This is a genomic window from Kitasatospora sp. NPDC059571 (genome assembly GCF_042735675.1).
Classification (GTDB): domain Bacteria; phylum Actinomycetota; class Actinomycetes; order Streptomycetales; family Streptomycetaceae; genus Kitasatospora.
Genome location: NZ_JBHWBW010000036.1, coordinates 17999 through 30353, shown reverse-complemented (window position 1 = coordinate 30353; position 12355 = coordinate 17999). Strand labels below are relative to the sequence as shown.

The 12355-nt window shown below is 69.9% G+C and carries 8 protein-coding genes; 6 read left to right on the top strand and 2 right to left on the bottom strand.

Going from position 1 to position 12355, the window contains the following annotated elements; translation table 11 throughout:
* Positions 1-218 precede the first annotated feature (218 nt).
* A complete protein-coding gene (locus ACFV0G_RS07085) occupies positions 219-968 on the top strand; it encodes a transposase family protein (RefSeq protein WP_380542907.1) in 750 nt (249 codons plus the stop codon).
* Between the two features lie 237 nt (positions 969-1205).
* A complete protein-coding gene (locus ACFV0G_RS07080) occupies positions 1206-1352 on the top strand; it encodes a hypothetical protein (RefSeq protein ID WP_380542904.1) in 147 nt (48 codons plus the stop codon).
* A gap of 1394 nt (positions 1353-2746) precedes the next feature.
* On the opposite strand, the gene ACFV0G_RS07075 is transcribed toward ACFV0G_RS07080, so the two are convergent.
* Both ACFV0G_RS07075 and ACFV0G_RS07070 read right to left on the bottom strand, forming a co-directional pair.
* Positions 2747-5953, bottom strand: a complete 3207-nt coding sequence (locus ACFV0G_RS07075) for an AAA family ATPase (RefSeq protein WP_380542901.1) — start codon at positions 5951-5953, stop codon at positions 2747-2749.
* On the bottom strand, positions 5950-7272 hold the full coding sequence (locus ACFV0G_RS07070; RefSeq protein WP_380542898.1) for an exonuclease SbcCD subunit D C-terminal domain-containing protein: 1323 nt from the start codon (positions 7270-7272) through the stop codon (positions 5950-5952). Before ACFV0G_RS07070 ends, ACFV0G_RS07075 begins: the two co-directional genes overlap by 4 nt.
* Positions 7273-7406: 134 nt before the next feature.
* Between ACFV0G_RS07070 and ACFV0G_RS07065 the strand changes: the two genes are divergently transcribed.
* From ACFV0G_RS07065 to ACFV0G_RS07050, 4 genes are read left to right on the top strand one after another with little or no spacing between them, the layout of a single operon-like run.
* Positions 7407-8246: a hypothetical protein gene (locus ACFV0G_RS07065; RefSeq protein ID WP_380542895.1), complete on the top strand. Its 840-nt coding sequence runs from the start codon at positions 7407-7409 to the stop codon at positions 8244-8246.
* Positions 8247-8287: 41 nt separating this feature from the next.
* Positions 8288-9430, top strand: a complete 1143-nt coding sequence (locus ACFV0G_RS07060) for a hypothetical protein (RefSeq protein ID WP_380542891.1) — start codon at positions 8288-8290, stop codon at positions 9428-9430.
* Positions 9431-9432: 2 nt separating this feature from the next.
* A complete protein-coding gene (locus ACFV0G_RS07055) occupies positions 9433-10938 on the top strand; it encodes a hypothetical protein (protein WP_380542910.1) in 1506 nt (501 codons plus the stop codon).
* Positions 10928-12274: an AAA domain-containing protein gene (locus tag ACFV0G_RS07050; protein WP_380542888.1), complete on the top strand. Its 1347-nt coding sequence runs from the start codon at positions 10928-10930 to the stop codon at positions 12272-12274. Before ACFV0G_RS07055 ends, ACFV0G_RS07050 begins: the two co-directional genes overlap by 11 nt.
* The last annotated feature ends 81 nt before the right edge of the window (positions 12275-12355 follow it).

The following is a 12355-nucleotide window of genomic DNA, read 5'->3' as shown; positions in this document are numbered from 1 at the left end:
AGCCCGCTGCTCAACCAACCGCATCAGCCGCACCGTCGCCGCCGTCCACACCCTCCTCACCTGCGAAAACTCAGGATGAAAGAGGTTCACTGAGCATTTTCAGCGCGGGCACCGATCGGGTGACGGCTGGGTGGCGTCAGCGGGCAGCGAAACGAGCGAGGCTCTCCGGCGGTTGAGTGAGATGTCTGACGTCTCAACTCGATGGCCGGAGAGCCTCGTTGGTTGTCTATCCTGCATCACTGGACCTGCCGCACGCGTTGGTGGAGTGGGTCACCATGCTGATTGTCACCCGTGAGGGTGACCGGCGCTGCAAGCTCCGGCCGTCGCAGCGCGCGATCATCGCGTTGGTGTACCTACGCAAGCACGACACCCTCGCGCAGCTCGCGGCCGGGTTCGGGATCAGCGTCGGCACGGCCCACGCCTACATCCGTGCGGTGACCGGGCATCTCGCCCGCAAGGCGCCGGGGCTGACCCGGGCCCTACGCGAGACGGACGGGGCATACGTACTGGTCGACGGCACCCTGGCCGAGTGCGACCGGGTCGGCGACGGCCGTGCCGACTACAGCGGCAAGCACCGCCGCCACGGCGTGAACCTGCAGGTCATCACCAATCCCGTCGGCAAGCTCGCGTGGATCTCACGACCGTTGCCGGGCCGAATCCACGACCTGACCGCGGCCCGGCACCACCGGATCGTCGAGGCCTGCGCCCGACTGCGGATCCCGGCGCTCGCGGACCTGGCCTACACCGGAGCCGGCCCAGGCATCGCCGTTCCGGTTCGCCGGCGACCCAAACGCGAGCTGACCGCGAAGGAGAGGTCCCTGAACAAGGCCCACGCCAGGCTCCGCTGCCCGGTCGAGCGCGGCATCGCCACCCTCAAGCATTGGCGCATTTTCCGACACGCCCGCTGCAGCCCCAACTGGCTCACGTCAGCGGCCAAAGCGGTCCTCACCCTGGAGAGGCAACGCTGAAAATGCTCACTGTTCACCCTTGGCGCCATCCTTTCGAAGCTAGGACGGCCGGCGGACGCCCTCACCGCCACTGAGGACGCACTGGAGATCCTGCGTCGCCTCGCCGCGGCCAATCCAGACCGGCACGCACACGACCTCGCACAGTCGCTCTTCAACAACGCCATAAATCTGGCGGACCTCGGACGGCCGGAGGAAGCCGTTTTTGCGGCGACGGAAGCAATCGTCATCCAGCGCCGCTTGGCGGCGATCAGCCCGGCAAGGCACGATCCCGACCTCATCGCCTCACTGGTCAATCTTGCCAGTTACCTGGCAAGCCTCGGACGACGAACGGAGGCCCTCCTCGCCATGGCCGAGGCGAAACTCATCCGAAGCCGACGCGCGTGAGGAGAAGGCGGACAAGCGGCTCGGACATGGACCGCGAGCACCGCGACGGTCCGGATGATCACCGCCGCGTTCGTGGGGCGACGGAACGCCGCGGATCGGCCCTGCAGCAGCCGGACGCCTGCTGAGCCGTGTTCCCCGAGCGCCGCTGCACCCGCCATGCCAGGGCAGAAGCCGCCTTCCGCGCTCTCCTGGTTGAGCACCATCGTGCCAGTCAGGCTGAACGATGGGCGGCGGACGGTAACGGCGCAGCACCGACGGGCGCCACCACCGCAGGCTTCTCGCATGCCCCGGACGGCCCCCATACCAGGCCGGCCCGCCCACTCCACCGACCACGCCGGTCACGAGCGGCAGCAGCCACGGCCGCCGCCTGGCCTGCACGGTTGTGGGAAGGCCGGCATAGACACAGACATCGACAGGGGCGTGGGACGGAGCGGCACCAGACATGCCCGGTTTCCCAGCACCGACTCCCCCATTCCGGTCCTGACAAGCTCCGACTGAACGGTGATCTGGCCGCCCCGTGCCAGCCGACGACCACTCCCCCACCCACTCCGACATCCCCAACGCGGAAACGACCCGTACGACCCCCGGGCCAACCGTCGGCGGACCTTCACCGCCCCTCCGGTGACAGCACGTCGGCAGTTCCCGGAGTGGCGAAGGGCGTTGGAGGCCGTGGACCGTTCTGTTGCCGAGTCGGCCGATCAGCCGGCAGCGCGCCTACGCCCTCACCCGCATGTAGTGGCCCGAAGGCCGACAGGTGCGGACTGGACGCCGCTCTCTGCGGAGACGGTGTGCGAGGGCGCGCAGCCCGGCCGCCGGGGCGAGGCGCAGCGCGGCGGCCGCCCCGAGTCGGTCTAGGAACAACGGGAGCTGCGTGCGATCACCCTCTGGACCCGCGCCAAGGTCCCCTGCTGATCCTCGAGCCAGTGAGCAGCAGTCCCTTTGCCCAACTCCTGCCCCAGCCGGGGCGAGCTGTTCCGTTGACAGCTCCGGCACGCTCGCCAGTTCCCGTCGAACACAAAGCCTGAATGCCACCCCCGCGTCACGCCGCGAGCGCTCCGCCGACCGATCGCTTGCCCGTAGGGGTACGGGCCGATACCCGGATCACCTCGTAGTTGTTCAGCTCCTCCTCCAGAGTTAAAGGAGATCGGCGTCGCCATCTATGTGTCCAGCGATTCCCCGCGACAACAACACCGTCCGGCGCCGCTGTTGCGCCGGCCCCAGCCGTCGGATGCGGATTCACCTCGCAGGGAAGCGGTGCACGCCCCTGGCAGCACAGGCAAGCGCTCGCGCGGGGGCTGAGGCGTCGACCCAGGCTGACGCGGCCGCCGTCCCTGATCCTGGATGCTCTCGGGGTGCGGTGACGGCGGCGCGCCGTTCAGCGGGGCGTGTGGCCTCTACCGCGCCAGTATCTGCAGGCCGTTCGCCAGATCGTCCTGGACCAGTTCCGTGCGCTCGGCCGGTGTGAGCCAGCGGGCACTGGAGCCGGCATTGGTTCGCTCCACCCAAAGCACGTTGTCGACGGCCTCGGCGACGGCATGTAGGTGACTGATCACCATGACGAGGCGGTCGCCGCCTGCCTGGGCACGCAAAGCCTCGAGTGCCGAGTCCAGCGCGGTGGTGTCGAGGGCTGCGAAGCCCTCATCGAGGAACAGAGAGCCGAGAGTCGGACCGCTGCGGGAATGGAGCTCGGCAAGCGCCAACGCCAGGGCGAGTGACGCGAGGAACTTCTCTCCGCCGGACAGCCGGTTGGGGTGGTGGACAACTCCGGAACCACGGCTGACGATGTTGAAGTCGTCGGCGAAGCCGAAACGCCCGTCGGACATATCTCCGAGGAGGTCGCTGGCGGCGCCGAGAAGGGCGCGGGTGCGCAGCATCGTGAGGTGGCCCAGGAACTTGGCGTCGACCAGCTCGCGGCGCAGCACTTCCAGTGCCTGGTGGCGGGCGGTGCCAGCGGCGATGGCGAAGTCCAGGTCGGCGGCCGGCTGGATGAGAGCGTGTGCCTCGCGTTGCTTGGTGCGCTGGTCCTCGGCCTCTTTGGTGGCCCGTGCGGCCGCGGCGACGAGGGGGTGCAGGGCTTGGGGTGTCGTCAGGTCGGCCGTGGGATCGAAGTCGTCGATGTCGGCGAGTAGGGCGGCGTGCTGGTGAAGGCTGGTCATGGCGTCGGCGGCACGGCTCGTTGCGTTCGTGGAGAGCTCGGTGAGCGTGTGGATCAGGGTCGATGTGACTGTCGAGAGGTCGAGGGCGAACTGGCGGGCTTCGGCGATGCTGGTCTGGTGGGGGGTGGGCGGCACATGGTGCCGGTCGGCGGAGCCGAGGTGTGCGACGGCCTGATGGGCGGCCTGGGCCCACGCGTCCAGGTTGGCGTTCAGCCGGTCGAGCGGCCGTTCCACCTGGCTGCGGTTTTCCTGGTCGAGGGTGCGGTGTTCGGCGAGGACGACGGCTGCTTCCGCGCGGGCTGTTTCCTTGGCGTCGAGGAGCTCTTGGAGCCTGGCCAGGCTGGCGGCTGTGGCGTCGAGGGCGGCGCTCGTGTCCTTGGCGATCACATCGATCGCCCGGTTGGGAAGCAGGGCCTGGATGCGGGTGGGCAGTGCCCGGAGTTGAGCTTCGGTCCTGGCGAGGGCCTGCTCGTGCTGTTTTGTGGCTGCGGCGTGGGCGGCGAGGTCGCGCTGGTGCCTGTGCTGGTGGCCCTGCAGGGCTTTGCGGTCTGCTTCGATGGTGGTGGTGGCGCTGAGCGCTTCGGCATGTCGCTGCTCGGCGTGTTCGGCGGCTGCCTGCTCGCATGCGGTGAGCGCGCCGGTGATCGGTGCCGTGCGGCGCTCGGAGTCCTGTTCTGTGTGTGTGGCGCCATCCACGGCCGGTGTTGCCAGGATCTGCACGGTTTGGGTCAGTACCGCTGCCATCGAGGTGGCGTCGAAGCCGGGGCCGGGGCCGGGTGAGGCGGTGGTCAAGACCTGGAGCTCGTTGAAGACGCGCTCTGCGTCTGCGACGGCCTGCTGTGTGTTCTGCTGCGCGTTCTGGTGTTCCGTCGTACGTTCGGCCACCGTCTTTTCGGCCGCGGCGAGGGCGGCGCGGGCGTCGGCGAGTCGTTGGATAGCCTTCTGGTGCAAGGCTCGTGCTGTGCGCAGGTGTTTTTTGGCGGCATTCAGGTCAGCCGCGTCCGATGTGAGCGCGGGTTCGAAGTCGTCTGGTGTCGGCTGTCGGCACACGGGGCAGTCGCTGCCGGGGTGGAGTTCGGCGGCGATGGTTGCCGCTCTGTGGCGTAGTTGGAGTTCTTCCAAGCGTGCTTCGGCGTGCGTGACCTCCTCGTCGGCTGCGGTTTGCTTTTCCAGTCCGCCGACCTGCTTGCGGAGAAACTCACGTTCTTCTTCTGCGGTGGTCTGGGCGTTCGCGGCCTTGGCGATGCGGTGGGCCGCCGAGATCGCAGCGGTCGCCCGGCTTCGGGCTGTTGCGGCGTGTGTGCGGATCTGTGTGCTGGCCTGTGCGGCGGCCTTGGCTGCCTGTGCGAGCGGTGCGGCGTGGTCCGTGCGGTCGGTCAGGTCTGCTTCCGCCGTGGTGATGGCGTTGCCTTCGTCGTCGAGTTGTGTGGTGCGCGCAGCGAGCTGGTCGCGCTTGTTGCGGTGTTCTTCGGCGTGCGTTGCCAGGGTCTCGAGGATCGTGGCCGCTTTGGTGAGGGCGTCCCGGTTCTCGCCCTTCGCGGTTGCGGCGGTGATCGCTTCGGTCAGTTCGTCTTCGAGGATGCGGGTCTGGATGGTGCGCTGGTCCAGGGCGGAGCGTCGTTCGGTGATGGCGGTGGCGAGGGGCTCGAGGACGTCCAGGTGCGAGGTGGCGTTGTTCACTGCGCGCGCCGCCAGGTTGTCGGCGGCGGCAGTGGCCGCTGCTGCGGTGGCGCGGGCGGCGGATGCCTGGTTGTTCAGTTCGGTGATGCGGTCGGCGGCGGTGGTGAGGCGGTCGGCGCGGGCGGCGGCAGCGTCGGCTTTGGCGACGGCCTCGGCGGCGGTCTGTGCGGGGTGGTCCGGCATGGGGGCGCGTTTGGTCCTGGCCTCGCCGATCAGTTCTTGAAGGGTCCGGCTGCGTCGGTCGGCCATTGCGTGGACTGCTTTGAGCGACTGGGCGCCGAACAGTTCCCCCAGCCTCTCGTTGCGCTTGCCTGGGGTGGTGGTGAGGAGCTGGTCGAACTTTCCTTGTGGGAGGAGCGCGACCCGCAGGAAGGTTTGGTAGGACATCTGCAGCATCGATTTGATGCGGGTTTCGATGGCGATGGCACCGTCGATCTCTTCGCCGGTGTCCAGGTTCTTCAGGTGGTGCCGTCCCGCATTCTGGTTGGTGGCGTGCGTGGTGCGGTGAATGTGCCAGCGTTGTCCGTCGTGGAGGAAGGTGAGCTCGACGCTCATGGCCTGCGCGTGGTCGGCGATGAGTTGCCGGGTCTCTTTGGCGTCCCAGGAGTTTTTGTTGAACAGGGCGAACGTGATGGCTTCGAGCAGGCTGCTCTTGCCGGCGCCTGTGTCACCGAGCGCTGCGACCAGGGTTCTGCCGGTGAAGTCGACGGTGACCGGATTGGGGTAGCTGCGCAGTCCGGTGAGGGTGAGCGTCAGCGGCTTCATCGGGTGGGCTCCGCTTCGGTGGTGTCGGTGCCGACCAGCAGGTTCGAGCGGTCGATGGTGTCGAGGGGCTCGCCGGCGATGGCTGCGGTCAGCAGGGTCTCCTCGCAGCACGAAGCGGGGTCGGCCGGGTCGGGTTCGGCTTGCAGGTGGCTGAAGGCGGTCATGACACGGTCCAGGGCCGGGCCGCTGGTGCCGCGGCCGGAGAGGTAGTCGCGCAGCAGGTCCTCGACACCGGGCAGTTCGGTGGTGGTGGTTTCCCTGTGCAGGACGTCGTCGGCGGTGCCGGTTCGGCGTTCGTCGATGTCGACGATCGTCGCCCGAGGCAGCATCTTGGCGAGGGTCTCCGACAGGAACGGGTTGAAGGTGTCGGCGTTCACCACGGCCTTGACCCAGGCGTCTCCGACCCGGTTCGCGCGTTGGGCGATCTCGTCCAGGGTGCCCTCCAGACGGACGAGGCGGCGGCCGGCGGTCAGCGGCGCAAGTTCGATGCGGGGCGGGGCGCCGGGGCCGATCTCTGCCAGCACGACGCTCTTGGTGTCGCCGGTTTCGCCGAAGTCCATCTGCAGGGGACTTCCGGCGTAGTGGGCCGGGAAGCCGGCGCGGCCGACGGGCTGCGGTTTGTGGATGTGGCCGAGGGCTCCGTAGGCGACGGGGGGCAGGTCCGCGGCCGAGGCGGCACAGTGGGCGGCGATGGAGATCTGTCGCTCCGAGTAGGAGGGGGTGGCTCCTTCGACGAACAGGTGGGCGGCGAAGACCAGCACGTCCCGGGCCCCGCGCCCCGCGGCCAGGCGGCGGTGGACGTCGGCCTGGACGGTGCGCATCTTGTCGGCGTAGGCCGCGGTCAGCAGATCGGGGCCGGCGAACTCGTAGCTGAACCGGTTGGGGTGAAGGTACGGCAGCGCGCCGATGCGCACCGTCAGATCCCCTTCCCTGGTGGGGTAGTCGGCGACGAGGAGTCCTTCGGGGCGGGCGTCGGTGGCGAATCGCACCCGGCTCCGGTCCGCGCCGCGTGCGCCCATGTCGTTGAGGACGAATTCCAGGAACGCCATGACGTGGGGGGTGTCGTGGTTGCCGGCGACGACGACCACGGGTGCGATCTCGCCGAGGCGGCGCAGTGATTGTGCGGCGCGGCGCATGTCGTCCAGACCGGGTCGGGAGCTGTCGAACAGGTCGCCGCTGTGCACGATCAGGTCGGGTGTGAAGTCTGCGGCGATCTCGATGATCTCGTCCAGGACGGCATCGACTTCGGTGTCGCGCCGAAAGCGGCCGATCTGGCGGCCCAGGTGCCAGTCGGAGGTGTGGAATACGCGGCCTGCCACGGGGGCCTCCAGGAGGACGGGCTGCGGGTCGGCGCGAGCTGCGCCGCCGCGGTCGGAGGTTCGGTGTCGCCGACTGTACACCCCAACACGGGAGAAAGTCTGGAAAACTCTGGAACTCTGGTAGCATGCGTGGCATGAGTGATCCTCTGGATGCGCTGGAGAAGAGCATCAGCACCCTGCGCCGCGCGATCCGCGACGCTTCCGCCGCTGGTGACCTTGAGCGCGCCGGCGAGCTGCGGGCACAGCTGCGCCGCGCCGAACGGGCCTGGGACGCCCTCGTCGACGCCAACGAACCGGCTCCCGCGCCACCGGCCCCCGAGCCGACATCACCCCCGGCCGCCCGGGGATCACAACTCCCGGCGCGCGAGCACGTCCACCGGGCTCTGATGCTGCTCGGCACCCCCGCCGCGCCCAAGCTGATCGTCGGCGTACACGAGGCCTTCTTCCCGGGCGAATTGTCCGCTTCCAAACTGTCCAGCCTGCGCCGGGACGAGGAGCGCTCCTACCGGTCCAGCCCCGGCGCCCGGCCCTACTACCTGTGCCCCGCGCTGGCGCACGACCTGCTGTCGCCGGTGCGGGCGCTTGTCACGATCAGCACCTGGTCCCTGGAGCAGCGCATCATCGGCCCGCTGTCGCCGCGTGTCGACTTCCTCACCGGCGCCGTTCGCGTTGCCGAGGCTGTGCAATCGGCCGAGTCGACGGCGGCCGGACCCGGCCCGGCTGCGCTTCGGCTGCTGTGGCGCTTCGCCGTGAACATCCCCGACGCGGCGCCGGCAGGCGCTTTCGGGCACGAGGCCGCACCGGATGCGCAGCGGGTGATCGACGCCGCACGGGCAGAACTGGACGTGCACGCCGATGCCGATCACGTCGCCCGGGCCGAAGCCGCACGGCGGGCGCGCAAGGGACTCCGCGACGACCAGCAGCTGTTCGGCTCGGGCCTGCAGGGCCTCACGCGACTGCAGGCCCGAGCCTGACCCTCTCTTCACCCCTCCTCCCCGCAAGGATCCACGGCACCGTGAAAGCACCAGTGGACGACCGCCTGGCCGCGCTGCGCGGCTCCGCTCCGCGCCGGACCTACAACGCCCGGTCGCTGGCGGCCCTGGAGAACAACCCCCGTTGCACGCTGCGGGCCCTGCTGGATGCCTCCGGCTCCGACAAGGCCGCCGTCGCCGAGCACGCCGGCCATCCCTACCCCTTCGGCCAGTCCTCTTTCGCCATCACCCGTGGAATCTCCTTCGAGGCAATGGTGAAGGACAACGGCTGCGCCGAGCTCCTGCGCGTCCTGCGCGAGACGTTGGAGCTGACGCTGCCCGAGGTGGGGTACGTGGACCTGAACGACGTCGGCGGCGACGCCCGTTTCGACATCCGCCACGCCCGCACTGCGAAGCTGCTGACCCAGGCCGCCCTGGGAAGCGGCGACGGCACCCTGTACGACCATCCGGTGCTGCGTCTCGAGGTCGGCGGGCACGGGGTGTTCCTGGAGCCGGACCTGGTGGCCTTCCGCGTCGGCGATCGCTTCCACGTCGTGGAGATCAAGAGTTTCCCGATCATCGACGGACAGGCCGACCCGGTGCAGGTCAGGTCGGCGACCACGCAGGCGTGCGCCTATGTCCTCGCTCTGCGCGCGATGCTGGCGCAGGCCGGGATCGGTCCGCAGGCCGTGTCCGACACGATCGTGCTTGTCGCACCGAAGGACTTCACCAACCGGCCGACCGCGGCCTTCGTCGACGCCCGCAAGCAGGTAGCCGCTCTGACTCGGCAGCTGGCCCGCATGGCACGCATCGGCGACCTGGTGGACGAGATGCCCGAGGGCCTCACCTTCGACCTCGCCCCCGACAAGGACGGCCGGCCGCAGCGTCCGGCCGACGAGCTGGCCGGGGCACTGGACCAGGTGCCCGCGGCGTACCGCCCTGACTGCCTGAACCACTGCGAGATGGCGTTCTACTGCCGCTCCCGCGCGCGTGCGGAAGCCTCGCTGGACGTGCTCGGGCCGGCGGTCCGCGAGCAGCTCGGCGGGATCGACACCGCGACCATGGCCCTGGGGCTGGCCCGGGGTCAGCTGATGCCGACCGCCGACCAGGCCGAGATGGCCGCCGCGCTGCGGCACGCCGCGCGGCTGCGCGACGAGCTGGCCGGACCGACCGGAGGTGTGGCGTGAGCATGATGTCTGCGCTGGCGCGGGTGGAGGCCATGGAGACGATGCGGGCGGTGCGCCTGACCGCGTTCCGGCACCGGCGTCTGTCCGGCCGGCCGCTGGTGCTCGTCCCGCTGACGATGGCCGGCGAGGCCGGGGCTCCGCTGGCGGTCATGGTCGGCTCGGCCAAGAGGGACGCGAAGCTGCTGGTCGTGGCCCAGCCCCGTAACCGGGACCAGAGGTTCGCGTTCGCGGCCGACCTGGGCCGGATCGTGATGGACTACATCGACTCCTTCCGTCAGGACCGCCGCGGCGAGGGGGAACGTTCCCGGTACACCGATGCGCCGCAGATCCTGGTCCCGAACGCCGGCGGTGTGAACGCCCTGGCCGATCTCGGCCGCATGTGCCGCTTCCGCGCGACGGACGGCCCCTACGCGGTGCCGGCCGTCGTTCCCGAGTTCGGCATGTGGCTGACGTTCCTGGTCGACGAAGCCGAACGGGCCGGCTCCTGTCTGCTGCTGCCCGTCACCGGGATGCTCGCCGAACACTGGGCGACCGGCCAGAGCCCGTTGGAAGACCAGAACCTCGCCTCGCTCATGGCCTGGATCCACCCGGACGGCCTCAGCGTCGAGCAGGCCATGGCCGAGGCGGAGAACCCGGACGTGTGCCCACCGGCAGGCCCGGCAACATCGCCCGAGTTCGACAACCGCTACTTGGCTCCGGCCATCCGGCGGTTCGACGCCGCACACACCGCTGGCGACCCGCGCGCACTGGCCGCAGCCCAGAACGACCTGCAGGATCTGATCGCGGAACAGATCAAGCCCACCTGGCGCACGATGTGGACGGCCATCTCGCTGCTGCGGTCCGTCCCACAGGCGCCACGGGCCGCCAAGCGCTTCGAGCGCGACTGCGGATTCTTCACCTCCTACTCCGACTACCAGGACCAGGGCGCGCTTCCGCAGCGCAAGCGGGACACCGCGATCGGCGCGGCGCGGCGCCTGAGCCGGCTCGAGCGGGACCTGGCCGACTTCGAGGCCGACATGGCGTTCGACGACCCGTTCGTGCTGGCCGACCGGCGCAGCGTCGGGGAGGCGTTCGCCGGAACGGTCGTGGAGGCCGATCCCGGTCGGATGTTCACCACGGACAAGAATAGGCAGGTGCCGCGACCGCGTGTCACCGTGCGCACCGAGGACCCCGTGCGTCTGGCCGCCGGCATCAAGCTGATCAGCCCGTCCATGCCGGCGGGCCACAAGGCCGTGATCGTCTCGGTCGTTCCCGACGGTGAGGCGACGCTGGTGACGGTGGAGGTCACCGGTGGCATGGGACACGCCCGGGTCCCGAAGCCGGGCAGCGTGCCCGTTCCGGAGCAGCGCATTGCCTACCTTCCCGACCCGGGCTGGCGCCCGACACCGGTGTTCCCGACGTCCGACGGCACGCCGTGGACGCACAGCGCCGCGCCCGCACCCGGCGGGCCGGGCAGCAACCTTGCCGAACATGATGACGCCGCAGAGGAGTGGGGCCATGAGGATTGACAGCGTCACGGCGTTCGACGCGGCCGCGGCCGCCGACGCCGTCATCACGGCGGCCCTGGCGGACCTGGCGGACCGCCGCCACAAGGCCGTCGTCGTCGACTCCCCGCCGGGCGCAGGCAAGAGCACCCTGGTGGTCCGTGCCGCGCAGGAACTCGCCGACGCCGGGGAACGCCCGATCGTGGTCGCCCAGACCAACAACCAGGTCGACGACCTGGTCGTGCGTCTCGCTCTGGCGCGTCCCGACCTCGCCGTCGGCCGGCTGAGCGCCTCCGACTACCTCGCACCGCCGGCCCTGGCCGCGTTGGCGAACACGGCCGTCGGCCGCACCGTGGCCGACCTGGCCGACTGTCGCATCGTCGTCGGCACCGCCGCGAAATGGGCCACCGTCCGCGACAGCACGTTCGGCTGGGCCATCCTGGACGAGGCCTACCAGATGCGTTCGGACATGCTGCTGCAGATCGTCGAACGCTTCGACCGCGGCCTGTTCGTCGGCGACCCCGGCCAGCTCGACCCGTTCACGATCGTCGGCACCGAACGCTGGATCGGGCTGCCGCACGACCCGACGCAAAACGGCGTCAGTGTGATGCTGCAGCACAACCCGAACATCCCCGTGCACCAGCTTCCAGTGTCCTGGCGCCTTCCGCCTTCCGCCGCCCCGGCCGTCTCCCAGGCCTTCTACCCCTTCACCGGCTTCACTGCCGGAACCGGCGCAGGCACCCGCGGGCTGGAGTTCCGCACCGCCGGGTTCGGCAGCACCAGCCTGGACGAGACCCTCGCGATGGCGTCCGCCACCGGCTGGGCCCTGCACGAACTGCCCCGCCGTCACGTCCCACGGACCGACACCGAAACCCTGCAGACCGCCGCGAACCTGGCCGGCCGGCTGCTGGACCGCGGAGCGGTCGCCACCTGCGAGCATCACACGCGCGGCCGCCGCCTTCGCGCCGAACACATCGCCATCGGCGTCGCCCACCGCAACCAGGCCGACCTGGTCCGCGCCGCTCTCACCCGGACCGGCAACCCCAGTGCGGCGGACGTGACGGTCGACACCGCGAACCGGCTGCAGGGCCGCGAGTTCGAAGTCGTCATCGTTGTGCACCCGCTGTCCGGCCGCCGTGACGCGACGGCCTTCCACCTGGAAGCAGGACGGCTGTGTGTACTCGCTTCCCGCCATCGCCAGGCCTGCATCGTCGTCGCCCGCGAAGGGATCGCCGACCTGCTGGACAGCCACCCCTCCACCGATCCGGTGCACCTGTCCGTGCCGGCGAAGTTCCCCGACGGCTGGGAAGCCAACCAGGTCATGCTGGCCACCCTCGCCCAGCACCGCGTCCCCGCCTGACTCCCCCGGCCGCTCAGCAGGCACCGCCGCCGGCCTGCGGCATCTCTCCGACCCGCGAACGCAACCTGCCCTCGAGTGCAG

Excerpts from the sequence above, each read along its gene's own strand:
- ACFV0G_RS07075 (WP_380542901.1), bottom strand. The coding sequence starts at position 5,953 with ATGAAGCCGCTGACGCTCACCCTCACCGGACTGCGCAGCTACCCCAAT.
- ACFV0G_RS07065 (WP_380542895.1), top strand. The coding sequence starts at position 7,407 with ATGAGTGATCCTCTGGATGCGCTGGAGAAGAGCATCAGCACCCTGCGC.
- ACFV0G_RS07055 (WP_380542910.1), top strand. The coding sequence starts at position 9,433 with ATGATGTCTGCGCTGGCGCGGGTGGAGGCCATGGAGACGATGCGGGCG.
- ACFV0G_RS07050 (WP_380542888.1), top strand. The coding sequence starts at position 10,928 with ATGAGGATTGACAGCGTCACGGCGTTCGACGCGGCCGCGGCCGCCGAC.